Raw genomic sequence first — 24848 nt, 5'->3', positions numbered from 1 at the left:
AGCTGGCCCACCGCTATCGCAGGCAAGCCAGCTCCCACATTTTTTGCTCTGTGTTCCAGTCCAGGCACCGCACAACCTGTGGGAGCCAGGCTTGCCCGCGATGGCGGTGTATCAGGTGGCACATTCTCAGCTGGCCCACCGCTATCGCAGGCAAGCCAGCTCCCACATTTTTTGCCCTGTGTTCCAGTCCAGGCACCGCACAACCTGTGGGAGCCGGGCTTGCCCGCGATGGCGGTGTATCAGGTAGCACATTTGCAGCTGGCCCACCGCTATCGCAGGCAAGCCAGCTCCCACAGGTGATTTTCAGTGTTTATCAGAAGGTATTCAGCCAAGGAGTCTTGCGAGTTCTTCGCGGCAGTAATCCACAAACAACTGCACCGGCTTGGTCAACGGTGCCCGTCGCAACCAGACGGCGGATAATCCTGAACCGGTGACCGTTTCCGCCAACGGCACACACACCACTTTCTGCCCGTCGTAGGTGTACTCGGTAAACGGCTTGGTCACCAGAATCGAAAAGCCAAACCCGCGCCCTACCATGCCGCGCACCATCTCGATGGACGGCGAGCTGAACACGATATTCGGCGTTAACCCGCGTTCTTCAAAGATGCTCACGAAGTAGGTCCGGCTCGGCAGCACATCGAGCAAAATCATCGGTTCCAGCACCAGGTCCGCCAGCGACACCTTGGCCTGCTGCGCAAAGCGGTGATCGGCCGCCAACAACGCATAGGGCTGCTGCGGCGGCATCAATGGCGTGGTTTCGATGGTGCCGCCCAGGTCGTGCTCAAACAGCATCGCCACATCGATACTGCCGGCAGTCAGCGCCTGCACCAGCTCTTGCTGCTCGCCGTCGCGAATGCGGATTTCCACCCCAGGCCACAGCGCCTTGAACCCCGCGATCAAGCGCGGCAAATACAACGGTGCCACCGTCTCAAAGCAGCCGATATCGATCTGCCCCGCCACCACATCATTGTCGGCCAGGGCGTTTTGCTCGAACTCATGGGCTACCCGTAGCAACTCCAGCGCCTTGCGATAAAAGCGCGCGCCGCTGGGGGTGAGTGAAACGCCCTGGGCGTGATGACGGATAAACAGCTGCACACCAAAGCTGTCCTCCAGCTGCTTGATCGCGGTCGACACCGAGGGCTGGGCGATATACAGCTTGCGCGATGCCTCGGCAACGCTGCCGCACTCGGCCGTGGTGACAAAATATCTGAGCTGGCGCAGGTTATAGGCAGCCATCGGGACCTCCAGAAACGTGGGACTTCGCCCCAAACAAGTGCGTAAAAATCGGCTTTTTCACACTGATTCAAGACCATGCAACATACCGGAGCAAAAATTCCGGTGAGCTATATTTTTTAAGGTCTATAGCAACAAACTTACTAATTTACCTCCCTGCGCCCATTGCAGATGATCACTCCAACAACAAAGCGCCGCCCACGCTGCGCACAGCGAAGTACGTCAACGTACTCACCTTGCCTTGGAGTTCGTCATGGTCACCACTGCAACATCCTCCGCCCCGCTTATCGAAAAACACACGATCGGATACGTGCCCCCCGAAGACCGCCATGGAAAGGTAAGAGACCTGTTCACCCTGTGGTTCGGCGGCAACATCGCGCCGTTGCCGATCGTTACCGGCGCGCTGGGCGTGCAATTGTTCCACTTGAACCTGGTGTGGGGCATCGTCGCCATCCTGGTTGGCCACCTGGTCGGCGGCGTGCTGATGGCGCTGCACTCGGCCCAAGGCCCGCAAATGGGCATCCCGCAAATGATCCAGAGCCGCGCGCAGTTCGGCTCCTTGGGTGCCCTGCTGGTGGTGGTGATCGCCGGCGTCATGTACATCGGCTTTTTCGCCTCCAACATCGTGCTGGCGGGTAAATCCCTGCACGGCGTGGTCGACAGCGTGCCCGTGCCCGTCGGCATCGTGATCGGCGCCATTGGTTCCGGCATCATCGGCATCATCGGTTACCGCTTTATCCACGTGCTCAACCGCATCGGCACCTGGGTGCTCGGCGCCGGCATCGTGCTGGGTTTTGGCTACATCTTCACTCACGTGCAGACCACCGACTTCCTGACCCGTGGCAGCTTCAACATCTCCGGCTGGCTGGCCACCGTATCCCTGGCGGCGTTGTGGCAGATTGCTTTTGCGCCCTACGTGTCCGACTACTCGCGCTACCTGCCGGCTGACGTGCCTGTGGCGTCGACCTTCTGGACCACCTACCTGGGCTCCGCCCTCGGCTCCAGCCTGGCCTTTATCTTCGGCGCCGTCGCCGTGCTTGCCACTCCGGTGGGCATGGACACCATGGACGCAGTAAAACTCGCCACCGGCGCCATCGGCCCGTTGATGCTGGTGCTGTTCTTGCTCAGCGTGATCAGCCACAACGCCCTCAATTTGTATGGTGCGGTGTTGTCGATCATTACCCTGATCCAGACCTTCGCCTACCGCTGGATCCCCACCGCCAAAAGCCGCGCAGTGATCTCCACCCTGGTGCTGGCCGCGTGCGCCATTGCTGCCGTGTTCGCCTCCAAAGACTTCATCGGCCACTTCGTCGACATGGTGCTGGTGCTGCTGGTGGTGCTGGTGCCGTGGACGGCGATCAACCTGATCGACTTCTACGCGATTCACAAAGGCAAATACGACATTGCCTCGATCTTTCGCGTGGATGGCGGGATTTATGGCAAGTACAACCCACAGGCGCTGCTGGCCTATGCGATCGGGATTGCAGTGCAGATTCCGTTTATGAACACGCCGCTGTATGTAGGGCCGATTTCCGAGCACATCAATGGCGCGGATTTGTCCTGGGTGGTGGGCCTGGTGGTGACGTCACCGCTGTACTTCTGGTTGGCCAGTCGAGACAGTGCTTATAAGCGCCGGATGGACGGCGGGAAATTGGTGAGCGGGGTTTAAGCAAACCGACTGAAGCGGGCTGGCCCCGTTCAACTGGGGTTCAATGGTGAACCCCAGTCACCAGCCCCCGTCACACACTGGTTACGACCCGCCGCCTTGGCGCTGTACAACGCCTGATCCGCCACCTCCACCAACCCTTGCAAGTCCTCCAACTGAACCCCGGTGGCCGTCGCAATGCCGATGCTTGCCGTCAGCCGCCCGAACGGGCTGGTGCTGTGCACGATGTTCTCTTGCTTCAACAGGTCGAGAATAAGCTGGGCCACCACGGCGGCGCCGTCAGCGTCGGTGTCCGGCATGATGATGCCCATCTCCTCGCCGCCATACCGCGCCACCAGGTCTAACGGCCGCCTTACGCACGCCTCGAAGATTCTGCCCACCGTCTGCAGGCATGCGTCCCCTGCCACATGCCCGTAAGCGTCGTTAAAGCGCTTGAAATAGTCGATATCGATCATCAGCAATGCCAGCGTCGTGCCCTCACGCTTGGCGCGCAGCGCCTCCCTGGCGAGGCTCTCATCAAAGCAGCGCCGGTTTGCCAAACCCGTCAGCGCATCCTTCATCGCCAGCAACTCAAGCTGCCCGTTGGAGGTGAGCAACTGCCGCTGAGTTTCACGCAACTGATCTTCAGCCTCGGTGCGCCGACGGATATCCAGGATCAAAAACCAGCCGATAAGACCGGTAAGCCCCAGCAGCCCCGCCACTACCACCGCCGACAAGAGCGCCTCGGTGCGCCACGCGGCGAGGGCTTCGTGCTTGCCGATTGCCACCGTGGTGATCAGCGGCAGCCGGTCGCTCTGGCGAAAGGCGTAGAGCCGCTCCACGCCGTCCAGGCTGGAGGTAAAAGAGGCGGTGCCGACTGACTGATCAACCAGGTACTTCACATAGATGGGCGACTTGGAAAAGTTGCGCCCCATGTCCTGCTCGCGAAACGGATAGCGAGCCAGCAACGTACCGTCTGTGTGGGACAAGCCAATCGCGCCGTCCTGCCCGACATCGATCTTGCCAAACAAGCGCAGGAAGTTTTCGATGCCTAAGGTCACCGCCACAACACCGGCAAAATCACCCTGCGAATCATTGAAACGCCGGCTGATGGTCATCACCCATTCCTGATTCGACCGGCTGATAATCGGCGGGCCGATAAAGATCTCGTGGGAAGGATCGTCACGGTGATGAATGAAATAGGCACGGTCTGTGCTGTTGGCGCCCGCAGGAATCGGCCGGTTGGAGGACATCAACCAGTGCCCCTGTTTATCGTAGATCGTGACACCACTGAGTTGTGGCATCAGCGGCTGCTGGCGGTTGATCAATGTACTTAGCCGCTGAATCTGCACCGGGCCGCTGCCTTCGGTTTCCAGACGCTCGACCAGCCCGAGCAACAGCAGCGCACTTTGGCGCACGATGCCTTCGGAATAAGTCGACAGCGCCTGGGTAAGGTTCAGGCCATGGACGTCCACCTCCTGCAGGGCGCGATCTCGAGAGGCAAACACCTTCCAGACCGTCAATGACCCCAGGGAGCAACCGATAACGGCCAGCAAAAGCACAACCAGGTGGGTATCACGCTTCACATTGCTACCTTTGGCAAGCACGGTTTTCCATAACAGCGGACAGTGGACCTGGGCACCGGCGGCAACCATTCGCCCTTTTTCGCGGGCAAGGATACAAGCAGTTATAAACCGGCGCAGCAACAGATTATGCGCACGAGAACGGTTCATATTGCCGCGCCTCATGGCGCCCCCGAGCCGACGCTTACAACTGATGATGTTCGAGCAAAAAGTCCACAAACAAGCGCACTCGCGCCGGCATCGCCGCGCCGCCGACGAACACCGCGTGAATCGGCTCAACGTCGCCGGAATACTGGCGAAGCTGCTCAGCTTATGGAGGTCGAGAAAACCTGGAAATAGTTGGAGCGGGCTCTGCGTGATGAGATGCCTACTACCCGATCAAACAGGTTTCTCGCTACCCACACTAAAATACCTTGATGGTAACCAAGCCCTTGTGGGTGAACCATTCCTCAACTTTACTCACGTCCTTAATCGAGGTACCAGTAGCATTAACCCACAACTTCCGTAACCATCTATTTTTTTGCTCAACAGAAACATTAATCGGAACCTCCATTTTTTGCAGAGCAGTTACCACCCTACTCTCTACTTCTTCCTCGGCTTTTGCGACATTGCAATATTTCGCGTCGAATGCAAAGGCTATTCGTTGAACGACCCCTAATAACAGCAGTGAGTCTGGCAGGCTGATATCAGCTCTGGAACCCACTATCGGCGCAGGACTACTATAATCCCGTGACATCCCGAGAGATTTGAGCGTGGTGCTTACTGCAACATTGTATAGATCCAGACTGTACTGATCGAGAATACCCCCGCCGTGCGCCAAAGAGTTTCTAACTGATTTGAAGTAACGATACCAGTTCAGAAGCCCGTCTAAAGACGCTACATTCGAAGCGTTTTTTTTCATAAAAGCTGGTTGAACTTGACATTCCAGTAAAGCTGAGCGGATGAAAGCTCCAGGAGCATCTAGTTTTATCCAGTTGGTGTATTTTTTATTTATATGCCCTCCAGGAAACTGAAAGGACTCGGCTTTAATTTTCAAACCTGCTGCAACAAACATATTTGCAAAATCACCACACCACTCCTCGAACATCATAATCCCTTGCATCAATGTCATTTCAACAAAGTGATTTTGATGGTCGACCCAAGCGCAAGAAGCAATGTGCTTTAGATCAATACCGGGTATATCGGGAGTATCTCCCAGCAAGTGTCTTTCAAGACGTCTCCAGTCAGTCTTTTCGTTGAGGTTTTTTAAGACATTGGCCGAATTATATAGCGACCATAGCCCTCCGTAAGCACCCAGTGTCACGCTAGTTGATTTACCAATCTGTTTGCTTAAAGATCGAGTAAGAGGAAGAAAACATAAAATAGCTGTGCTGCTCATCACCACCCTCCTAAAAATGCGGTGCTGCCTTTCGCATAAAGCGCACCGTCTCAAATTTTTTACTTCAACGCGATTCTCTTCGAATATGGAGGCAGGTCTATTTTTCGGCCCGTATGCGCCCCTTCCCTTAAAAACGCTGAGAGCCTTGGGAGAACCTATGAGTATTGACTGGGGTTCCCGGGTGAATCCAGGAGCCAGGGCTTTCGCAATCAAAGAATTCTACGATGACGGCACCCAAATACTGTTGAATGGTTTCATATATACGATTGCAATATGCCTGGTCTTTTCCGAACACCGATACGGCAATTCTATTAATACTTGTTCCTCTTAAATTCTGTAAAATATGAAGGTCTTGCTCGCCCATGGCCCAACCAAAAATGGTAAGTTTTATTCGAGGCGTCTTCAACACTTCTCGGTAAACCGTGGAGAGGTAGAAACTGCTCTGTATGGATCTGATTTTCTGCTGAAGGGTTCCCTCGCTCACGAACAATGGCACATACGTTTCGCTAGCCCACAAATCCAAAATCTCATTCAAGAGGGCATTCCCTCCACCGCTAATTTTGTATTCCTGCTCCGTGATGTCCCGGCACAGCGCTAGGTTTCCGTGTGGATAGAAGACTAGTGTATTGGTCTGCTCCGAGATTCGATCACGATAGACGCGCCAGTTTTCAGCGAATGAACCACTTTTGAAACAATCCTTGAAAATATGGGAGCGCTGCATATCAAAATCGTGCATCATCGCCCAATAAACTAGCAAATCATAGTTCAGCGATAAAACCGTATTAAACTGCTTCAGGAAGCTATGCATGTGCGGCAGATGCTTGCTAACCTCCTCGTAAGCAGGGTGAATATCACGTACCGCCTGAATCAAACAATTACGAACATTCAAATAGGCTTGACGCGTACGGCGATCTTGTATTGCAAGTGCTTTATTAACCCTTGCGGCTTGCCAGACCAATCGAAGGATTAGTTCAAAGTCATCGGTTTCAAAACGTGAGAAAAGTGTCTGCACATCTTCTTCGAAAAGATGATTCTGACGGACATGTTCAAGGAGTGAGGCATATCCGAAATTTCTGGAAACTGCCATGCTCGCGCCATTGCCTAGAAGTAATGCGCCATGGCGGTAGTTGTTAACGATGCTTTGCCATTGATGAATGATGTGAGCCACTGATGATTACCCTGACTAATAGTGCACGAGGCAGAATACAGATACAGCGAATTATAATTCCAACAACACTACCCGTACAGCCATCCGCTCTTTTCGTGGGCAAGGATACAAGTAATTATAAAACGGCGCAGCAACAGATTATGCGCACGAGAACGGTTCATATTGCCGCGCCTCATGGCGCCCCCGAGCCGACGCTTACAACTGATGATGTTCGAGCAAAAAGTCCACAAACAAGCGCACTCGCGCCGGCATCGCCGCGCCGCCGACGAACACCGCGTGAATCGGCTCAATGTCGCCGGGGTTCCAGGCTTGCAGCAGCGGTATCAGCTCGCCGCGCCGCAGGTCTTCGCTGACGGTAAACTCGCCGATACGCGCAATACCGGCCCCCACACGCGCAAGCTGTGCCAGCGCCTCACCACTGCTGCATTCGATGTTGCCGCCGACCTTGAGGGAGAACGCCTGGCCGTCGCGGCTAAACGGCCAGTGGGGTTCGGCACGCCGAAAGTTGAAGCGCAGGCAATTGTGCCGCAGCAGGTCTTCGGGTTGCTGCGGGGTGCCGTGGCGCTGCAGGTACTCGGGCGAGGCCACCACCACCTGGCCGGTGTCGCCGAGCCTGCGCGCGGTCAGCGGGCTATCGGGCAGATGGCCAAAGCGTATCGCCACATCGGCCTGGCCGCCGAGAATGTCGACCACCTCGTCGCCCAGGGTAAGGTCGACCACGATGTTCGGGTAGCGCGCACTGAAGGCGGCCACCAAGGGCACGATCGTCATGCGCCCATGGCCCAGGGCGGCGCTGACCCGCAACCGGCCCCTCGGCACGCCCTGGTCGGCAATCGCTTCTTCCACCTCGTCCATATCGGCCAGGATACGCCGCGCCCCGCGCAGGAACGCCTCGCCCTCGGCAGTAAAGGTGATCGCCCGCGTGGTGCGCAACAGCAGCCGCGTGCCAAGGCGTTGTTCGGCCCGCGCGATGATCCGGCTGACCGCCGACGGCGTAAGCCCCAACACGCGCGCAGCCGCCGACAGGCTGCCCTCCTGCGCCACGCTGGCGAACACCAACATCTCCCCTGACCTGCCGTTGAAGTCCATTTGTGCCTCTTACGCAAAGGTGATTGTCAAAAACGCCATCTACCGCCTTCAAAGGCTGGATCGTAGCATTGGCGGCATAGATAAGGAGCTTTCCATGCGTATCAATCCACCTTTAGTTGCACTCGCCATGGGCGCCTTTGGCATCGGCGTCACCGAATTCGCCCCCATGGGCATGTTGCCGGGCATCGCCGCCGACCTCGGCGTCTCGATCCCGGCCGCCGGCCTGTTAGTCAGTGCTTACGCCATGGGCGTGCTGCTTGGCGCGCCACTGATGACCCTGACCACCGGCAAGATCCCCCGGCGCTACCTGCTGATCGGGCTGATGGCGATTTTCACCCTGGGCAACCTGATGTCCGCCCTGGCCACCGACTATTACAGCCTGATGATCGCCAGGGTCGTGACCTCACTGAACCACGGCGCATTCTTTGGCGTGGGCTCTGTGGTCGCCGCCAGCGTGGTCGCCCCGGAGAAACGCGCCGGCGCGGTGGCCGCGATGTTTATGGGCCTCACCCTCGCGACCATCGGCGGCGTGCCGCTGGCCGCCTGGTTTGGCGAACTGTTCGGCTGGCGCACCGCCTTCTGGGGCATTACCGGCCTCGGCGTCATCGCCATGGCCGCGCTGTGGTTCGCCCTGCCCAACCTCAAGGCGCCGCCACACGTCAGCGTGATGGCCGAAATCCGCGTACTGGGGCGTGGCCCGGTGTTGGGCGCACTGGCCCTCACCGTCATCGGCTCGGGCGCCATGTTCACCGTGTTCACTTACATCGCGCCGATTCTCAGCAGCGAAACCCACGCCTCCACCGCCTACATCACCGCCATGCTCGTACTGTTCGGCGTAGGCCTGACCCTCGGCAACCTGTGGGGCGGCAAGGCGGCGGATCGCTCGATAGACCGCACCTTGATCGTGTCGCTGAGCGTGCTGATTGTGGTGTTGCTGGCGTTTACCGTGCTGATGCGCTGGCCGCTGCCGGCGGCTGTGGCCATCTTGATATGGGGTGTGGCCAGTTTTGCCCTGGTGCCGCCGTTGCAGATGCGGGTGATGGAGGCGGCAAAGGACGCGCCTAATCTGGCGTCGGCAGTGAATATTGGGGCGTTTAACTTTGGCAATGCGATTGGGGCGGCGTTGGGCGGTGTGGTGATTAATGCCGGGTGGGGCTATCCGGCGATTTCGTTGGCGGGTGCGGGGATGGCCGGGTTGGGGTTGTTGATGGTGGTGGGGTTTGCTTGGCGGTCGAGGGCAAGGGGGGTGTTAGCCGTCAATTAGGCATCCAGCTAGCCAGCTGGGCCAATCGCCGGAACACTCCGGCGAACATAATAATGGTCGAATTCACTGCTTTCGATGAATTGGAAACCATGGCGGATGTAAAAGCGATTCGACGCACTGTCCTTGAGAGCACCCACTTTAATGGGGAGTGCAGCTGCATCCGCCTCTTTGAAAATTTGAGTGAGCACCGCAGACCCTACACCTGATCCTTGCGCGCCCGGCCTCACATACAAATGGTCGAGCAAGAGTTCATTGTGGTGATGCTTGACCACTACGAAACCGACCCTCTCGCCAGATGCCTCGATGTGGCGTGTGGTGCGAGCTTCAAAACCGCTAACAAACCGCTCGCGCGCACGCACTGGATCAAATCGCCCAACACGCTCCAGGCTTTCGCGCATGGCCTCAATTCGAATGGCTACCAGATCATCCAAGTCACTTTCTTGAGCCTGGACCAACATGATTGGGGAATTTTGATCGGGTGTGACCGGCATAGTCTGCGCTCGAACTAGGATCCTGGGACAGCCAGTATAGAGAGCCTGGCATGAGCCGCCACATCCGAGGGGAATTAGCGTGATATCAATAGCCAACTGATACACATGACGGTAACGGATGTGAAAGCAATCAGTGTCGGAATGACCATCCAGTACTTGAGATGTCGTGGGATTTTTTCAACGTCCTCAACCCGTACTAAACGCCTCCATTCAAATATTCTTGGAATAAGAATGATGATAGCCATGGCAACCAGCCGCTGGGGCCTTCCATCAAAGGGTGCATGACGAAAAATATCCCTGTGCACAGTGATGTAAGCACTGCCCTCCACGTAGCGCTCTGCAGCGTCGAGCTTTTTGAACATGGCACAAAAAACCAGCGGGAGGCTTAATATCATGACGACCCCAGCGCACATGCCGATATATTCAAAGACCATTTAATCCCCCACCGTCCTATAGAGAAATTTCCCTGTGCCTTCTCCCAAGACGCTTCCGGCTTTACCTGCGGCAAATCCACCTGCGGCACCGCCGACAATGGCACATGCCAACGCTCCGGCACCCGCTGTGGGTATGCCAAAAACAATCATGCAGGCGCCGACACCGATAGGCGCCCCAAACGCCGCGCCCACAGATGCACCACCCACCCCCAACACCAATTTTCCCCCTTCAACATACTTCGCCTGCGTACACTCTTGCTCACGCCCTGTGGAACACGCCTCCGTTATCTCCAGCGCCGTCGCCCCAACATCCAACGCTATGCCAATGTAAGTCCCCTTCTTCAATATTTGCGAGGCCTTGGCTAAACGTTTAACCCTTTCCTCATACCCACGAATGTCTCCATGGTGCCAATAGCTTTTACTGGAAATCCCTAACATCTTTTTAATCGAACCTTCGTTTCTCAACCCCGTACCAAAGCGCGCCATGCCCGAGATTTGGCTATCCAACTTGGCAAACAGCGCCCTTCGCTTAACCAAAAACTCCTCCCTTGCCCCAGTGGTGCCTTTGCTCAAGTACTGCTTATGCAAACTCTCGATTTCGATAAGGGTCTTCTCGACTTGCGCCAAATGCTTGCTCCATGCACTGCTGGCACTGCCGATGCCAAGGGACGAATAGGTCAAGATGGCCTGCAACTGATCATAGTTTTTGATCAGAAATTGGTCAGTTGCGGAGTGCGCCAACAGGGCGAGCTTTATATTTTGCGCCGAGCGCATCAGCTGTGCCTCTTCAGCGGTGCAAGCGGCGGTTCGGCTATCCCCGATGATCACCAATTGCCCCGGCAACACCACCGTGTTGCGGATGTGCTGGTTGAGGGTGTCGAACTTGGTGTGTGAATACGGATCAAGCGCCAAGCTTAGTTTAAGCAATGGATAAGGCTGGGGATATTCATTGATAAATGCGTAGGGTCCCTGCATGCGTGCACCTCCAAGTGGCTGAGGCGCACGACTATAAGAAGGCGCCACAGCGGAGGTAAGACGTGTATCGGGGTGTTTTTAACGTTTCAGAAACGGACTACTTCACTCTAAGTACATGCCTACGCACTGGGCATAAAACGGGGTCAGACCCTCAGGGATTCTGACACGCTGGATTATGCTGAGGCTGGCCGCGTCAGTCGGCCTGGTCATCCTCAAGCCTATTGCGCAGGTGGTTTAGAACCTGATGGGTAGTCTGGATAGCATCGATGTCCGCCCCCTCCGCCAGCTCATTAATCCAGGGCGTCTGAAGATTCATCGCCAGATCGAATGCTTCTCTTCCAGCTTCAGTCAGGACAACCAACTGCGCTCTGCGGTGGTGTGGGTTTGGCTGAAACTCCAGCAGTCCATCATTCACCAGATCGTTAACGATCCGCTGAACGTTTTGCCGATTTGCCCCCATGTCGCGAGCAATCCATGAAACCGGTTGTGCTCGTTCGGCGTACACAATAGTACCCAGTAGTTGCCAGCGGGCGCTTGTCAGACCTAGCTCTGCGACGAGTCGATCGCCTGCAGTAAGCAGACGCGCACTTGCTCGAAAGATCTCAAGAACCAGATCGCTCATGGCGCGTCCTGCGGGGGTGTAGTTTGTCTTTTTCATGGCGCGAATCCTTCCACGTTGACACCATGATGTCAATCACAGTAGGTTTGGAGCGTGAAACCCAAATTGTCATCATGATTACAATGTAGAGGTCGCCATGCTTTCTATTCGCCCCCTTGATCCGATCGTCCCCATCACTCAACAGCTGCATTGCAGCGAAGCTCCAGTGGTATTGATCAACCTCTTCACTGTCGACGCAGACGATATACCTGACCTCCTTTGCGCATGGGAGCTGGATGCCAACTGGATGAAACAACGTGCCGGTTTCATCTCCACGCAGCTTCATCAGGCCATCGGTGGCAGCAACATGTTCTTGAATTACGCCGTATGGGAATCGGTAGAGCGGTTTCGCGATGCTTTCAATCATCCGGAATTCACCAATGCCTTGGCGCGGTATCCCTCAAGTGCCTTGGCCATGCCGCATCTGTTCACCAAGGTAGCTGTGCCGAATATCTGCACGGCCAGAGTATTAACCAACTGTCTGACGGTATTAGATAAATGCTTAGACGATTACATTTGATCTCCAGCACGCTGGCACTGATGTGCATCGCCACCTTCTTTCTGTCGACTATTTTTGTCGAACTCATCGGATCCGGACGCTCGATAGCCTCACTCAAGCACCTGATCGTGAGTCCCGGGCTTTGGATACTGGTACCGACAATGATTGCGACCGGTGCAAGTGGAGTGCTAATGAGTCGGAAACGACAAGGACGACTGGTCGCCTTGAAGAACAAACGCATGCCATTCATTGCCGCCAATGGCCTGTTGGTTCTGATGCCGTGCGCCATTGTGCTTAACCAATGGGCGTCGGCGGGAATCTTCGATACGCGTTTTTACTTCGTACAGTTAATCGAACTGATCGCAGGGGCCACCAATCTTGCATTAATGGGGCTGAATATGCGTGACGGCCTGCGCCTCAGCGGCCGACTGCTGCGGGTTGAACGTCACAGACAGTAAGCTGAATACTTGCTCCCGTTTGTCTTAAAAAGCTGGGCCGGAATCCGCCGTTTGTGACCGACAGCTATCGGCCAGAAGCAGCCGCTCGCAATCGGTAGCTTCCATACCGCAGCCGTCGATCAATCTCGTGGAATCTGACCGCTCAAATAGGCAATGCTCGAAAGAAACACGCTGGTATCTCGATTAGAGCGCAGGCGAACGACGCGGCATGTTGATGGCGCTGTCGCCACCAGCTGCTGCATATTCACCCGCGCTGTTTTTTTCGTCCGCCACATAAATCTCAAAAACTCTGGCAGATTCGCCAGCAGTTCGGGGCAGTTGTCCGGCAAATCGGGCCGAGAGCTGCCGCGCTGGAGCAGCGTTCTTCGCAGCACACGCCAAAATCGAAGCGTCGCCGAACGATCAATCCAGATCAAAAGATCTGCGCGCGCTACCCGATTCTTCCAAGTAACGGAATGGCCGCCTTCGAATATCCAGCGATCACGAGCCTCGACCTCGGAACACAGGCGCGTTTTCTCGTCCCGGCTTCGTTCAACCCACCCTGGCTGCCAGTGGATAGTGTCGATATGAACGACAGGTAAGCCCGTGCGCAGACCAAGCTCACGCGCCAAAGTGCTTTTGCCCGACCCAGGTTGACCAATAATCATCACCCGCCGCATCTAAGCTCCTTCTCGCCATACGCGCTATTTTTTGGGGGCGGCGATTTTACGTCAACCTCCTACTCCGTCAACAGGCAGCAAGCCAAGACTTGATTGTCTCGACGGTCCGCTTTGGGTCGATAGTTGCAACTCAGTGAAGGTGGAAAAGCCTCAAGATCAAGCGTGAGGCTTTATCACCGTCGGCCTCATATAGACCGTGTAATCCGGCCTGATCGGTGAGTTTGTGTAGATTGAAGTGGTTGTAAAACGCTTGGCCCAGTCGCTGATGCTCGAAGCTTCCTTGACTCCAAAGCCGGACGAACTCCTCATAAGCGGCGCATTCGATCTGCAACGAGGAATCATGTCCCATGTCAGGTTCCTATCATTAGAGGGACTCAAGCGTACTAGCTGCCTATCAGCCCTTCCAGCTCGGCCTTTCCAATCAGAAAGTCAGTTATCGGCCAGTTTCTACCGTTCGGATTTTATGTCGCCACTAGACGCGAAATGGTCTTCTCGTTCACTCGGTTCGGCCCGCTGGCCAGTACCAGCGCCGATATATTGTTGCTGGTGCGATTGCAGTTAATTATATATGAGCCAGTTAAATAACCAGTAAAATCATATTTGTTAGTTTTTTATGCTGAAAATAATGATTTTTTTGAGATACTTTGCAATTGGTTTTTGTCTGTTTCGTTTAGTGTTTGATCTAGCGAGCGAGCGTTAACGGCAGCTTCTGCGGCCCACTGTCGTAACTGTCGAAAAAAGGAGAAACCGTCATGATGCTCAAGGATCCGTCCAGCACATATCGCCATTTTAATACCGTGGACTTGCCTGCCCGAGGTACCTTCCTGCGATGATCGCGCACACCGCATTGGCGGCGCTCGCTGGTGACTATGGTCATGGCGACATAGTGGCCTCGCATCGGCATGAAGAAGGTCAACTGGTTTATGCCATTAACGGTGTGATGCTGGTATCGGTCGTCGGGACCACTTGGGTGGTGCCTTCCGGGCATGCGCTCTGGGTCCCTGCGGGGGCGGAGCACCAGATCCGCATGACCGGCGAGGTGCGCATGCGCACCCTGTTGATCTCGCCGGGCGCACACCGGGCGTTGACGGAGGAATGCCACGTTCTCAAGGTTTCGCCGTTGCTGCGGGAGTTGATCATCGCCGCGGCCGATGAACATGACACTGAACCCGCTCTGTTGCGCCATGTGCAGATTGTCGAGCTGATTTTCTCGGAGCTCGACATTGCGCAGAGGGTGCTGGCGCATGTGCCGATCCCTGATGAGCCAAGGCTCAAGTCGCTGTGTGCCGAGTTTATCGACAACCCTTCACAGGAGTCGAAACTGGAGAGTTGGGCGGTGCAGCTCAATATGAGTTCGCGCACCCTGGCGCGGCTGTTCCAGAAAGAGTTGGGCATGAGTTACGGGGAGTGGCGCAAGCGCACCCGGCTGCTACTCAGCATGCAACGGCTGGCCTGCGGCGTATCGATCCTGGAGGTGGCATTGGAGCACGGTTACCAGAGCCCGAGCGCGTTTACTGCAATGTTCAAACGCACAATGGGCTACACCCCGAGCACCTGCCGCCTGGTCTGACACCCCGGCGAGCGCGCAACCCCAAGCGTCCATGGCCCCGCCTACAGGCAGGGCCATGTCTTTGCGCGTGCCCGGCCCGTGAGCGCCTGCGATAAGGCGGTCTACAGGCACATTGTCCAAATCGAAACGATGGTTGTCTGGAACTCGGGAGATGCGCGGCCCAGTGCTCTCTTAACCTGTGCGTCTACTTGGCATTCTGGGTTATTTCGATGGGTCCGCCTTTTTTCTGTGCATGGCATGGTCGTCTCTCACTCCTGGGTGTGGCGGTCGTATTGTTGGCGGGTTGTTCCTCTTGGGTCGCCCATATACCCGTGCAGCCGCAGCCGGAGCGCTTTAATGCCCTGAGCCGCCTGCCGCAGGGTGTTTCGGCCCAAGCGTTACCCGACCATTGGTGGCAGTTGTATAACGATCCGAAACTTGACGCGCTGGTGCAGCAGGCATTGATGCATAACCGCGACCTGGCTGCAGCTCAGTCCCATGTGCAGGCGATGTTGGCCGGGATCATGCGGGCCGATGCCGGGCGCTGGCCGTCGACCCAGGCCTCACTGGGCGCCGAGTACGGCAAGACAGCCGATGATCAGACCCTGGCCAAAGCCACGGACAGCCATGCTCCGTCACAGTGGGCGTTCAACCCAGGCTTCGAGCTGGCTTATCAGGTGGATATCTGGGGCCAGGTTCAGCGCAGTATCGAGCGGGCTCGGGTCCAGACGGCTGCAGCGCAGGACGCCGAAGACTTGTTGCGCATCACGGTGGTGGCGCAAACCACTCGCGCTTATGTCAATGCCTGCGCCATGGGCGCACGCGCCAGGATTCAGCGCCATTCGATGGATGTGGTCGGGCACAGCTTGGCGTTGATCGACCGGCAGCGTCAGGCCGGTGTGGTGACAGATCTCGAATACACCCGGATGCAGGCCCTACAGGCTGAAACCCTGGCGCTGCTGCCGATGTTGGAAGCACGCCGGCAAGCTGCCCTGTACGAGCTGGCAATGCTGACCGGCGTGGCGGACCTGGAACAAGGCATTGGCGCGGTGACCTGTGAGGTCGTGCCGCAACTCAATGCCGAGCTGCCGGTGGGTGATGGCTGGCAATTACTGGCGCGCCGCCCCGATATCCGTCAGGCCGAGCGCGCGCTGCAAGCGGCCACGCTGCAAGTGGATATCGTCCAGTCCGACCTGTATCCGAAGGTGACCTTTGGCGCTTCAGTGTCCTCATCCGCCAACAAACCCCATGAGTTGGGAGACAGTAGCGCGCTGGTGTTCGGCGTTGGGCCGCTGATTACCTGGCAATTCCCCAACTGGCGTGTCAATCGCGCACGGGTCAACCAGGCCAGGGCGTTGGAGCGCATGCAAGTGGCGCAATTCGAGGCCAGTGTTCTCAACGCCCTCAAGGAGGTACGCCAGGCGCTTGCGCTATACGACGGCGAGCGCCGGCGCCACGCCGCGTTGAACCAGGCCCTTGTCAGCAGTCGCCAAGCCTACAAATTGGCCCAGTTCAATTACGACGCCGGGTCTATCGACTTTCTCGACGTGCTGGACAGCGAGCGTGAGCTGATCCGCCTGCAGGCCACGCTTGCCGATGCCGACGGCCAGCTGTTGCAGCGCCAGATCGGCCTGTTTCGCGCGCTTGGCGGCGGTTGGCAGTCTTCTGCCTCTGCGACCGCTGCCCTCAGCCACACTTCCGTCAATTTTTCCGGTACCCAGCCATGAATATTGCTGTCGATGAAAAAACCGTTGTCCAGGACGAGCAGCTCATGCATGCGCGCAAGCAACGCCGCAAACGTAACCTTATCCTGCTGGGATGCGTTGTGCTGTCGATCGCGGCGGTAGGGTTCGGGGTGTACTGGATGACGGTTGGCCGTTACCTGGAACAGACCGATGATGCCTATGTGCGTACCGACTGGGTCCCCATCAGCCCGAAGGTCTCCGGGTATGTGGCCCAGGTGCTGGTGGAGGATGATCAGCCCGTCAAGGCCGGGGATGTGTTGGTGCGCATCGAGGACCGCGATTACCAGGCGCGGTTGGCGCAGGCGCGTGCGCAATTGGCGCAAACCCAGGCCTCGGTCGCGGCCCAACAGGCCAACCTGCAAGTGACCGACAGCCTGATCGCCCAGCAAAAGGCCGGGGTAAACCAGGCTGAGGCCCACACCCGCAGCGTGGCGGCCGAGTTGCGCCGCGCGAGCCTTGACCAGCGCCGCTACCAGGGCCTGGTGCGCGAACACGCGGCCAGTGCCCAGCGTCTGGAAACGGCGGCTGCCAGCTACACCCAGGCTAACGCCGCGGTGGAAATCGCCAAGGCCATGCAGCGTCAACAGCAAACCAGGTTGACCGTCGCCATTAGCCGGCGCCAGCTGGCCCAAGCCTCGCTCCAACAACAGATTGCCCGGCGCAGCCAGGCCGAGGCGCAGTTGAGCCTTGCGTCTCATGCGCTGGAAGACACCTTGATCCGCTCGCCCATCGACGGGGTTGTGGGGCAGCGCAAAGTGCGTATTCGCCAATACGTCGCGCCGGGCTTGCCGTTGCTGGCGGTGGTGCCCCTGCAGCAGGCCTATGTGGTGGCCAACTACAAGGAAACCCAGTTGCGCGATATGCGCGCCGGTCAACCGGTGGATATCAGCGTCGACAGCTATTCGGGACGCCAGCTCAAGGGCCATGTGGTGAGCTTTTCGCCAGGTTCCGGGGCCGTGTTCGCACTGCTGCCGTCGGATAATGCCACCGGCAACTTCACCAAGATCGTGCAGCGCTTCCCGGTGAAAATCGCCATCGATGAACATGACGAGGGCGGGCCTATTCTGCCGGGCATGTCGGTGATCACCACCGTTGACACCCGGCCTGGCACAAAGGGCGCGACGCATGACTGAGTCCGTTGAAAAAACTGTCTCCTTTCGCGCCTGGGTGGCGGTGATCGGCGGGCTTTTCGGCTGTTTCATGGCCGGTATGAACGTGCATGTGACCAGCGCCGCGCTGCCTGAAATCGAGGGCTCCCTGGGGGCTACCTTCGAGGAGGGCTCGTGGATTTCCACGGCTTACCTGGTCGCGGAAATCGTGATGATTCCTCTGACGGCCTGGCTGGTCCAGGTGTTCTCGCTGCGGCGGGTGATGTTGGCGGGCTCGTTTGTGTTCCTGGTGGCATCCATTGCTTGCTCCTGGGCGCCCAACCTGGAAGTGATGATCATCATTCGGGTGATCCAGGGTGCTGCCGGCGCGGTGCTGATCCCTTTGTCATTCCAGCTGATCATCACCGAGCTCCCGCCCAGCAAAATCGCAATGGGCATGGCCTTGTTCGCCTTGTCCAACAGCGTTGCCCAGGCTGCCGGGCCATCCATTGGTGGCTGGTTGACCGATGCTTACTCGTGGCGCTGGATTTTTTACCTGCAACTGGCACCGGGCATTCTCTTGTTGCTGGCGGTGGCATGGTCCATCGATGCCAAGCCCATGCAGTTGAGCTTGCTCAAAAGCGGTGATTGGGGCGGCATCCTGGCCATGATCGTCGGCCTGGGGGGCTTGCAGATCGTGCTGGAGGAAGGTGGTCGCAAGGACTGGTTCGGCTCCGATTTCATTGTGTGGGTGTCGTTGATCGCCGGCGTCGCCCTGGTGTACTTCGTGCTGTCGCAGTTGTACGGCAGGCGTTCATTCATCAACCTGCGCCTGCTCAAGAGCTACAACTTCGGAGTGGCCAGTGCGGCGATGTTCATTTTCGGCGGGGCTACCTTCGGCCTGGTGTTCCTGGTGCCCAATTACCTTTCCCAACTGCAGGGGTACAACGCCCGGGAAATCGGCATCAGCCTGATCGCCTACGGCATGGTGCAATTGGTGCTGGCACCGTTCATGCCGCGCTTGATGAAGTGCCTCAGCCCGAAACTGATGGTCGCCAGCGGCTTTTTCATCATGGCGCTGGGCTGCTACCTCGGCGCGCACCTGGACGTCGATAGTGCCGCCAACGTGATCATTCCTTCCACCGTGGTACGGGGTATCGGACAGCCGCTGATCATGGTGGCGCTTTCTGTTCTGGCGGTTTCCGGGCTGGCCAAAACTGAAGCCGGTTCCGCATCCGCGTTGTTTTCCATGCTGCGAAACCTTGGCGGGGCCGTGGGTACTGCAGGGCTGACGCAAATCGTCGCCATGCGCGAGCGCTTTCACTCAGAGCGGGTGGGAGAGTCAATCACGCTGTTTTCCTTTCCCTTGCAGGAGCGCCTGCGCGCCAGCATGGCAGACAGCGAAGACTTCCTATTCAACCAACTGTTACCCGCCCAACAGCAGGTCCTTGAAAGCCTGGTCCATACCGTGCGTCGTGAGGCGTACCTGATGGCCTACAGCGATGCGTTCTATGTGTCCTGTATCGCACTGATCTTGTGTGGTGTAGCGGCCTTGGCATTACGCCAACAATCTGGACGAGCCTAGGTTCAGGCGCACGCTATGTGATCAAGGGAGGATTGGCGACGTCCCGGGCTCGTTGAGCCGTTATTACATCGGCATATTCAATGTCGACACGGGCGTGCGCGTGCCCACGGCCAAAGAGCCGAAAATAGAACGCATTTGTGCGTTGGATCGGCTGCCGGCGCTGTAGCGTAAAAACGGGATCATATTTAACTGGGGTATGACCCCGTTTTACTTAAAGCCTAGTTGCCCCGCCCTCCTCCAAACGACCACTCATCACTGGCCGTCGTGGTGATCACCACCATGACGTCTTCCGCGTTCAACCCCGTCGCCCGCCCCAATTTCTCGACCAGATCACGGTAAAAATGCTGTTTAGTCGTAACACTTCGAGCACGCCCAGCGGTAATCGCGATCAGCACAAAGTCATGGCTACGCGGCCCACCCAGATAGTGGGGATCGAATATCAGCTCGCCGACCTCATGTTGGTGAATGACCTGGAAGCGATCTGTCTTCGGCACTTCGAAGCTCTCGACCAAAGCGTCGTGCAACCCCTGCGACAACGCCTGTAAATACTCGGCCGACTTACCTCGGTGCAGTGAAATCCGTGCAAATGGCATCAGCGCTTACTCCTGGCGTGCTGAAAGGCAAAGCTGTAGTTCGCTCAGCACATTCAGCGCCGAAGCAGCCGTCGGCCAACCTGAATAAAACGCCAGATGGGTGATGACTTCGGCCAATTCATCGGCACACACGCCGTTATCCAGCGCACGTTGCAAATGAAACGGCAGTTGCTCAAGACGGTACATCGCCACCAGCGCAGCCACCGTCACCAAACTGCGTTCACGGGGCTTGAGTTGCGTAGGCGTCCACATGTCGCCGAACAATACGTTGTCGGTCAACTCGGCAAACTTCTGCGGATAGTTGCCCTGGGGTTCTCCCCCAGTGGACGTAGCTGTATTCATGATGTTTTTCCCTCCGATGTCCCGATCTGAAGGATGAAATTATCAAGTCGCAACCCTTCCGAATATCAGATTTAATAGCGCCTACCATCCGGAATTAGTGGACTATTGAATGCGCCGCCCCACCTTCGATCTTGATGTATTGCGCACCTTCGTCACGGGTGTGGAGTTCAACAGCTTTGCCAAAGCTGCGGATCGTCTCGGTCGGTCGACGTCTGCCGTGAGTGCTCAGTTAAAGAAACTTGAGGAGCAGATAGGCACGCCGGTACTGGCTAAATCCGGGCGCGGGCTGGTCTTGACCCCCACAGGCGAATCACTGCTCAGCCATGCCCGCCGGTTACTGGAGTTGAACGACAGCATTTTCCACAGCGTGCATCAAAGCCAGACCGCCGGAACCCTGCGCCTGGGGCTTCAAGAGGACTTTGGCGAACATTTCCTGAGCGATATCCTGCGACGCTTTGTACAGACTTACCCGAGGGTGAGCCTCGAAGTCAGGATCGCCCGTAATGCCGAGCTGCTGACGCTGGTCGAAAGTGCAGCCCTGGACCTGGCCCTGACCTGGGACACCGGGCCTATGTCGCCCTATGCCACGCGCCTGGGCGAAACACCGATGCACTGGATCGGGCCGCGCGATACGCCATTGCTGACCGCCGCTGACGACTCACCACTGCCCTTGATAATGTTCGACGCGCCTTGCGTACTCCGCAGCGCCGCCACCCAGGCGCTGGACGCCGCGCAAATACCCTGGCGCATCGCCCTCACCAGCCCCAGCGTGGCGGGTATCTGGGCAGCCGTCGCCGCTGGCTTGGGCGTGACGTTGCGTACCCGTATTGGGTTGCCGAGCCATCTCAGTGTTGTTTCTGGTTTACCCGTCGTGCCGAGTCTTGGTTATGTGCTGCACAGCGGTGGCGGCGAGCCCACTGCGGCTGCCCGACAATTGGCTGCTTTGATCAAGGCGGGGCTGCAAGAACAGGCGTTTCGGTTCACGGTTACGCAATAATCGAAAGTACGTAAGGGCTCAGTTCGAGTGATGTGGATGGGGAGCGTAACTGAGCAGAATCGGCCAAAAGCTGACGGTGGCTACAGGCATAAATCGACCCCAGCGAACGTCGACAACAATGCAGAAAGTTGAAAGGGCACTTAATCGGGTCTCACGCATCGAGTGAGTCTTGCACGATCTGCTATTAGGCGGCCACGACACTTTTCAACTGGCAGCTGGATCACTACTACGCGGAAGTCGTCCTGCCACGAATTCAAAGTGGCCGCGTCGTAACTCCGAGCAAGGTTCCGTACAAACCACCGAGGTAACTCGTTTGCGCTAAAACGTTGAGACCGTTGATCTTGAAGGTTCCGCAACCCGGTAATGATTGCCGTGCAGCACTGCTTAAACGTCGGCCTCTCGGACACAAAACTCCGGCAACAGGACTTTCGGCCTTCCGGCACGGACATCGGCCGCCGCGTCTCAAATGGGTTTTTGTGTGCGATGCCATGCTCGGCCAACGCCCATTTACGCGCGAGTGCGCCATCATTGATTTCCCACGCCAGGCTCATGGGCACGGTGTGATTCCACCATGGCCGTCCACCACAAAGTGAAAGGGGTTCAATGGGCCTGCGGATGTCATCAGCACGATAAGCTTTTGGTTATCCAGATCAGCAGGCTTCTGGGGCTCACCGTATCGCGCCAAGTAATCAGGCGAGGCGCACAGCACCCGCCAATTGGTGCTGAACCGGATGGCCATGTCTTGCACCTATTCCAGATCTATCTAAAACTCGTCCTCTGAAAGGCCGTATGTCGCAGTGTTGCCGTTAGCAACTTTATAGAGCGTGAGCGTGATTGCGCTGTATTGGATGTTCCGGCTGCTGGTGGTTTCAGTGAGCGTCATTGATTCGGAGCGTGAAAGGCCCCCAGAGGTCAGGTCGCGATACCGAACGTCATAAGCACCGGCAGTGAGATTTTTGATGGTGAAGCGGCTTCGTGCAGGAATGTAAATCTGCCTTGCCGGCCTGGCTACCGCGCCTTGTAGGGAGACGAGTTTTAGAAACACGTCTGAGTTGTTCTGCCCATTGTCGATGGTTACTTCTGAATGGCCGGCTTTGTGCGTTTGTGGCTCATCTACTAGGTAACCGGCAGTACGGGGCCATGGGCGGCCATTGGGCGCGTTTTTTGGCCGCACGTAGGCCGGTTTCTTCGCGGCCGCCTCGCGCTGATTTGCAACGCTTATAGGGCGTTGAGCTGCGTTGGTGCCTGAGCCGTTAGAAGCTGTAACCGATGGAACGGCCTGAGCGGAATACGGCATCGGACCACGCGGAGCGGAATAATGCGTTCCGGACGAATTCATTACCGTGATAATGATCACCGCAGCCACTGTAGCGATAGCGCCGAGATGGATGAAGAATCGGCTGTGAATGAAACCCCAACTACTCTTCAAACGATTGTCTTTGTCGCCGCCAAGTTCGTCTATGAAGGCTTCAAGGTTGCTGGTCAGGCTATCTCTTTCGTTGATCCCTGCCTCAGTGCGGCCAAGCGTCTTAGGGATCTTCTTGCAGTACGTTATCGCGTTTTGGGCGATTGACCGCGCTAGGTCTGGACGACCGGTTGAGTAGAAGTAATATGCTTGGTAACCCAACATTCTGGCGTTCTCCAGCGGTGGATGTGATCCACCGAACATGTTGGTGACCAATGCATGAACCGTGTACAGCGGGCCCCATGGAAATCCCCACCATCCAAGCAGCCAACTTGTTGCTGACGCCTTGAGAGACTGCTTTTGTGCGCAGGGACTGCAATACACGCCAACGATGGGTTTACGAATTGTGAGTAAGAGGAAGCTCTTCACGGAACGGAACACCACTACTCGTGGCTGGGCTGATACCTTGGCGCAGACGGAGCACACGATGGGATCTGGTACTTTAGAGGTCTCGGGTTCTACGGCCCTGCTACGAGTGGTCTGAGTATCGTAATCGGCTTTGGAAGCCGGGTCCGAAAGCACTGCGTACGCCTCATTCAAAAACTGAAATTGCTGAGTCGTGTTGTTGCCAGGGTTGCGGTCAGGGTGCAGCTCCATGGCGCGTCTGCGGTATGCCGTTTTGATCTGCTCGGCGCTGACGATCGATGTTAGACCCAAGACTGCGTAGTAGCCTTTAGGATCGTCCTTATCGTGGTGCATTGAACAGTCCTTGTCGCATTCGTGGATAGGCAGAAAATTGGTTTTGAATCGATGGAGGCTATACCACTTCGAGCCGTGGGCTTGGGGCAGGGCAGGTTTTGTTCAGCGATTGAAGCGGAGTCGCTTTATGAATGCGGCGACATGATAGCTAATTGCTATATTTGCCGTCCAACTGAACCGATTGATGGTCGTTACCGGTTTAAAAGATCGTGAGCTAATACGGGCCGACTTTCACAGGAGCTAACCTTGCCGTCAGTCCGCTTTTGGCCGGAAGGAGTCATTCGAACTCATGTATGCTCGTCTGCTCAACCACATCTGAGAAAGCCCATTGTCCTCCCCTTCAGAATCTCCCAATCATTACTCTGCTTCTTTTGAAGAGACCGTTGAACAGTTAGCCGAAGATCTGCGAAGAGTAGTCGGCAATCTTGTCCGGGAAGTGCGCAGTGGGTCGGACACACCGTCCTCGGCACAATCTGAAACGCTAGGTTTGCTTGACCGTCATGGCCCCGCGAGCATAAGCGCGCTTGCTGCACATCGTCACGTCAAGCATCAAAGCATGCGGCTGGTTATCGCCCAGTTGGAGCAGCAGCAGCGGGTTACACGAGGTCCTGATCCAAGCGATGCACGAAAGCAGCTCTTTGAGCTGACGCACGCTGGTCGAGCTGCGCTTGAACACAGTCGTCTTCAGCGCAGTGACTGGCTGGCACGCCAGCTTAAGGAAAAAACCACCGCGTCACAGCTGCAAACACTCGAAGCTGCGGTCAGAATCCTGGAGCAATTAATTGCCGCCGCGCCAAACGATCAGTCAACCTGAGCGCAAAGCCGATAGCACACTCGGCAACGAATTGACGCCCCAGTGCTCGACATATTGGCCGTTGCGGATGCGAACGATGTCGATGATATCAATAGACACTGCACGTCCCGTTGCCTGTATCCCGGCAATCACCCCGGAGTGGCGGCCGGTAATGCGCTTTCGGGTCGTCACCTTGTCGTCTTCAGCAACCTGATCCAGCACCTCGACCTCAAGGTCGGACAAGCCCGGATGCAGAACATTGTGAAAGGTATGCCATAGACCTTCCCGACCGCCGTCTTGCCCCGCCGCCGCTGAATGGTTTATGAAATCTTGCGCCACGAGCACTTCAAATTCGTGGCGGTCGCAGTTCTCAATAACCTTCTGATTGAAACGACGGACGATAGCCTTGTTCACTGCTGACATAACGCCACCTGATGCTTGAATGCGTAGAATCTCAA

Annotated in this window: 24 protein-coding genes and 1 pseudogene; 10 read left to right on the top strand and 15 right to left on the bottom strand. The window is 56.8% G+C overall.

Annotated features, from left to right (window positions below; all coding sequences use genetic code 11):
• Nucleotides 1-324 precede the first annotated feature (324 nt).
• Nucleotides 325-1236, bottom strand: a complete 912-nt coding sequence (locus tag AOA62_RS12000) for a LysR family transcriptional regulator (protein WP_099548753.1) — start codon at nt 1234-1236, stop codon at nt 325-327.
• A 250-nt stretch (nt 1237-1486) separates the two neighbouring features.
• Here AOA62_RS12000 and AOA62_RS11995 point away from each other — a divergent pair, with 250 nt between their 5' ends.
• Nucleotides 1487-2902: a cytosine permease gene (locus tag AOA62_RS11995; RefSeq protein WP_017139661.1), complete on the top strand. Its 1416-nt coding sequence runs from the start codon at nt 1487-1489 to the stop codon at nt 2900-2902.
• A gap of 29 nt (nt 2903-2931) precedes the next feature.
• Here AOA62_RS11995 and AOA62_RS11990 read toward each other — a convergent pair whose 3' ends face one another.
• From AOA62_RS11990 to AOA62_RS11970, 5 genes and pseudogenes are all read right to left on the bottom strand, one after another.
• Nucleotides 2932-4464 (bottom strand): sensor domain-containing diguanylate cyclase, encoded by a 1533-nt coding sequence (locus tag AOA62_RS11990; RefSeq protein WP_099548759.1) that lies wholly within the window; start codon nt 4462-4464, stop codon nt 2932-2934.
• Between the two features lie 181 nt (nt 4465-4645).
• Nucleotides 4646-4747: pseudogene (locus AOA62_RS32465) on the bottom strand (LysR family transcriptional regulator); the annotation flags it as partial.
• A gap of 117 nt (nt 4748-4864) precedes the next feature.
• Complete coding sequence (locus tag AOA62_RS11980) at nt 4865-5839, bottom strand: hypothetical protein (RefSeq protein ID WP_143521814.1); 975 nt, start codon at nt 5837-5839, stop codon at nt 4865-4867.
• A 127-nt stretch (nt 5840-5966) separates the two neighbouring features.
• Nucleotides 5967-7007 (bottom strand): DUF4917 family protein, encoded by a 1041-nt coding sequence (locus AOA62_RS11975; protein WP_099548751.1) that lies wholly within the window; start codon nt 7005-7007, stop codon nt 5967-5969.
• 195 nt (nt 7008-7202) lie between these two features.
• Nucleotides 7203-8096, bottom strand: coding sequence for a LysR substrate-binding domain-containing protein (locus AOA62_RS11970; protein WP_169988761.1), 894 nt, complete (start codon nt 8094-8096; stop codon nt 7203-7205).
• A 94-nt stretch (nt 8097-8190) separates the two neighbouring features.
• Here AOA62_RS11970 and AOA62_RS11965 point away from each other — a divergent pair, with 94 nt between their 5' ends.
• Nucleotides 8191-9360: an MFS transporter gene (locus AOA62_RS11965; RefSeq protein ID WP_099548750.1), complete on the top strand. Its 1170-nt coding sequence runs from the start codon at nt 8191-8193 to the stop codon at nt 9358-9360.
• Nucleotides 9361-9368: 8 nt separating this feature from the next.
• Here AOA62_RS11965 and AOA62_RS11960 read toward each other — a convergent pair whose 3' ends face one another.
• From AOA62_RS11960 to AOA62_RS11945, 4 genes are all read right to left on the bottom strand, one after another.
• On the bottom strand, nt 9369-9851 hold the full coding sequence (locus AOA62_RS11960; RefSeq protein WP_099548749.1) for a GNAT family N-acetyltransferase: 483 nt from the start codon (nt 9849-9851) through the stop codon (nt 9369-9371).
• 74 nt (nt 9852-9925) lie between these two features.
• Nucleotides 9926-10285: a hypothetical protein gene (locus AOA62_RS11955; RefSeq protein WP_099548748.1), complete on the bottom strand. Its 360-nt coding sequence runs from the start codon at nt 10283-10285 to the stop codon at nt 9926-9928.
• Entirely contained in the window at nt 10286-11260 is a 975-nt protein-coding gene (locus AOA62_RS11950) for a hypothetical protein (RefSeq protein ID WP_099548747.1), read from the bottom strand.
• A gap of 193 nt (nt 11261-11453) precedes the next feature.
• Complete coding sequence (locus AOA62_RS11945) at nt 11454-11918, bottom strand: MarR family winged helix-turn-helix transcriptional regulator (RefSeq protein ID WP_169988759.1); 465 nt, start codon at nt 11916-11918, stop codon at nt 11454-11456.
• 97 nt (nt 11919-12015) lie between these two features.
• On the opposite strand from AOA62_RS11945, the gene AOA62_RS11940 reads away from it, so the two are divergent.
• Nucleotides 12016-12438 carry an antibiotic biosynthesis monooxygenase gene (locus AOA62_RS11940; RefSeq protein WP_099548746.1) on the top strand — a complete coding sequence of 141 codons (423 nt, stop codon included), beginning with the start codon at nt 12016-12018 and terminating at the stop codon, nt 12436-12438.
• Nucleotides 12417-12875: a hypothetical protein gene (locus AOA62_RS11935; RefSeq protein ID WP_099548745.1), complete on the top strand. Its 459-nt coding sequence runs from the start codon at nt 12417-12419 to the stop codon at nt 12873-12875. Before AOA62_RS11940 ends, AOA62_RS11935 begins: the two co-directional genes overlap by 22 nt.
• Before the next feature lie 119 nt (nt 12876-12994).
• Here AOA62_RS11935 and AOA62_RS11930 read toward each other — a convergent pair whose 3' ends face one another.
• A complete protein-coding gene (locus AOA62_RS11930; RefSeq protein WP_099548744.1) occupies nt 12995-13534 on the bottom strand; it encodes an AAA family ATPase in 540 nt (179 codons plus the stop codon).
• A gap of 829 nt (nt 13535-14363) precedes the next feature.
• Here AOA62_RS11930 and AOA62_RS11920 point away from each other — a divergent pair.
• The 4 genes from AOA62_RS11920 to AOA62_RS11905 all read left to right on the top strand — a co-directional run bounded on the left by AOA62_RS11920 (nt 14364) and on the right by AOA62_RS11905 (nt 19501).
• Nucleotides 14364-15104, top strand: a complete 741-nt coding sequence (locus AOA62_RS11920; protein WP_099548742.1) for a helix-turn-helix domain-containing protein — start codon at nt 14364-14366, stop codon at nt 15102-15104.
• Nucleotides 15105-15313: 209 nt separating this feature from the next.
• Nucleotides 15314-16810 (top strand): TolC family protein, encoded by a 1497-nt coding sequence (locus tag AOA62_RS11915; RefSeq protein WP_099548741.1) that lies wholly within the window; start codon nt 15314-15316, stop codon nt 16808-16810.
• Entirely contained in the window at nt 16807-17961 is a 1155-nt protein-coding gene (locus AOA62_RS11910) for an HlyD family secretion protein (RefSeq protein ID WP_099548740.1), read from the top strand. The genes AOA62_RS11915 and AOA62_RS11910 overlap by 4 nt, the downstream gene beginning before the upstream one ends.
• On the top strand, nt 17954-19501 hold the full coding sequence (locus tag AOA62_RS11905) for an MDR family MFS transporter (protein ID WP_099548739.1): 1548 nt from the start codon (nt 17954-17956) through the stop codon (nt 19499-19501). Before AOA62_RS11910 ends, AOA62_RS11905 begins: the two co-directional genes overlap by 8 nt.
• Before the next feature lie 218 nt (nt 19502-19719).
• On the opposite strand, the gene AOA62_RS11900 is transcribed toward AOA62_RS11905, so the two are convergent.
• Both AOA62_RS11900 and AOA62_RS11895 read right to left on the bottom strand, forming a co-directional pair.
• Nucleotides 19720-20094, bottom strand: coding sequence for a tautomerase family protein (locus tag AOA62_RS11900; protein ID WP_099548738.1), 375 nt, complete (start codon nt 20092-20094; stop codon nt 19720-19722).
• Nucleotides 20095-20100: 6 nt separating this feature from the next.
• Complete coding sequence (locus tag AOA62_RS11895) at nt 20101-20436, bottom strand: carboxymuconolactone decarboxylase family protein (RefSeq protein WP_099548737.1); 336 nt, start codon at nt 20434-20436, stop codon at nt 20101-20103.
• A 109-nt stretch (nt 20437-20545) separates the two neighbouring features.
• On the opposite strand from AOA62_RS11895, the gene AOA62_RS11890 reads away from it, so the two are divergent.
• Nucleotides 20546-21433 (top strand): LysR substrate-binding domain-containing protein, encoded by an 888-nt coding sequence (locus tag AOA62_RS11890; protein WP_099548736.1) that lies wholly within the window; start codon nt 20546-20548, stop codon nt 21431-21433.
• A gap of 763 nt (nt 21434-22196) precedes the next feature.
• On the opposite strand, the gene AOA62_RS11880 is transcribed toward AOA62_RS11890, so the two are convergent.
• Nucleotides 22197-23597 (bottom strand): J domain-containing protein, encoded by a 1401-nt coding sequence (locus AOA62_RS11880; protein ID WP_099548735.1) that lies wholly within the window; start codon nt 23595-23597, stop codon nt 22197-22199.
• 328 nt (nt 23598-23925) lie between these two features.
• Between AOA62_RS11880 and AOA62_RS11875 the strand changes: the two genes are divergently transcribed.
• Nucleotides 23926-24411, top strand: coding sequence for a MarR family winged helix-turn-helix transcriptional regulator (locus AOA62_RS11875; protein WP_099548734.1), 486 nt, complete (start codon nt 23926-23928; stop codon nt 24409-24411).
• Here AOA62_RS11875 and AOA62_RS11870 read toward each other — a convergent pair.
• Entirely contained in the window at nt 24403-24813 is a 411-nt protein-coding gene (locus tag AOA62_RS11870; RefSeq protein WP_099548733.1) for an ester cyclase, read from the bottom strand. The genes AOA62_RS11875 and AOA62_RS11870 overlap by 9 nt on opposite strands.
• Nucleotides 24814-24848 lie beyond the last annotated feature (35 nt).

The organism is Pseudomonas sp. 2995-3 (genome assembly GCF_002742565.1).
Classification (GTDB): domain Bacteria; phylum Pseudomonadota; class Gammaproteobacteria; order Pseudomonadales; family Pseudomonadaceae; genus Aquipseudomonas; species Aquipseudomonas edaphica.
The sequence above is the reverse complement of the archived record's forward strand: the minus strand, read 5'-3'. Positions and strand labels throughout refer to the sequence as shown.

What these genes read in the sequence shown, in the direction of transcription:
- AOA62_RS11870 (WP_099548733.1), bottom strand. Translation starts at nt 24,813, where the DNA reads ATGTCAGCAGTGAACAAGGCTATCGTCCGTCGTTTCAATCAGAAGGTT.
- AOA62_RS11980 (WP_143521814.1), bottom strand. Translation starts at nt 5,839, where the DNA reads ATGAGCAGCACAGCTATTTTATGTTTTCTTCCTCTTACTCGATCTTTA.
- AOA62_RS11935 (WP_099548745.1), top strand. Translation starts at nt 12,417, where the DNA reads ATGCTTAGACGATTACATTTGATCTCCAGCACGCTGGCACTGATGTGC.
- AOA62_RS11945 (WP_169988759.1), bottom strand. Translation starts at nt 11,918, where the DNA reads ATGAAAAAGACAAACTACACCCCCGCAGGACGCGCCATGAGCGATCTG.
- AOA62_RS11955 (WP_099548748.1), bottom strand. Translation starts at nt 10,285, where the DNA reads ATGGTCTTTGAATATATCGGCATGTGCGCTGGGGTCGTCATGATATTA.
- AOA62_RS11950 (WP_099548747.1), bottom strand. Translation starts at nt 11,260, where the DNA reads ATGCAGGGACCCTACGCATTTATCAATGAATATCCCCAGCCTTATCCA.
- AOA62_RS11965 (WP_099548750.1), top strand. Translation starts at nt 8,191, where the DNA reads ATGCGTATCAATCCACCTTTAGTTGCACTCGCCATGGGCGCCTTTGGC.
- AOA62_RS11880 (WP_099548735.1), bottom strand. Translation starts at nt 23,597, where the DNA reads ATGCACCACGATAAGGACGATCCTAAAGGCTACTACGCAGTCTTGGGT.
- AOA62_RS11940 (WP_099548746.1), top strand. Translation starts at nt 12,016, where the DNA reads ATGCTTTCTATTCGCCCCCTTGATCCGATCGTCCCCATCACTCAACAG.
- AOA62_RS11960 (WP_099548749.1), bottom strand. Translation starts at nt 9,851, where the DNA reads ATGCCGGTCACACCCGATCAAAATTCCCCAATCATGTTGGTCCAGGCT.
- AOA62_RS11915 (WP_099548741.1), top strand. Translation starts at nt 15,314, where the DNA reads ATGGGTCCGCCTTTTTTCTGTGCATGGCATGGTCGTCTCTCACTCCTG.
- AOA62_RS11970 (WP_169988761.1), bottom strand. Translation starts at nt 8,096, where the DNA reads ATGGACTTCAACGGCAGGTCAGGGGAGATGTTGGTGTTCGCCAGCGTG.
- AOA62_RS11890 (WP_099548736.1), top strand. Translation starts at nt 20,546, where the DNA reads ATGCGCCGCCCCACCTTCGATCTTGATGTATTGCGCACCTTCGTCACG.
- AOA62_RS11900 (WP_099548738.1), bottom strand. Translation starts at nt 20,094, where the DNA reads ATGCCATTTGCACGGATTTCACTGCACCGAGGTAAGTCGGCCGAGTAT.
- AOA62_RS12000 (WP_099548753.1), bottom strand. Translation starts at nt 1,236, where the DNA reads ATGGCTGCCTATAACCTGCGCCAGCTCAGATATTTTGTCACCACGGCC.
- AOA62_RS11910 (WP_099548740.1), top strand. Translation starts at nt 16,807, where the DNA reads ATGAATATTGCTGTCGATGAAAAAACCGTTGTCCAGGACGAGCAGCTC.
- AOA62_RS11905 (WP_099548739.1), top strand. Translation starts at nt 17,954, where the DNA reads ATGACTGAGTCCGTTGAAAAAACTGTCTCCTTTCGCGCCTGGGTGGCG.
- AOA62_RS11995 (WP_017139661.1), top strand. Translation starts at nt 1,487, where the DNA reads ATGGTCACCACTGCAACATCCTCCGCCCCGCTTATCGAAAAACACACG.
- AOA62_RS11920 (WP_099548742.1), top strand. Translation starts at nt 14,364, where the DNA reads ATGATCGCGCACACCGCATTGGCGGCGCTCGCTGGTGACTATGGTCAT.
- AOA62_RS11895 (WP_099548737.1), bottom strand. Translation starts at nt 20,436, where the DNA reads ATGAATACAGCTACGTCCACTGGGGGAGAACCCCAGGGCAACTATCCG.
- AOA62_RS11930 (WP_099548744.1), bottom strand. Translation starts at nt 13,534, where the DNA reads ATGCGGCGGGTGATGATTATTGGTCAACCTGGGTCGGGCAAAAGCACT.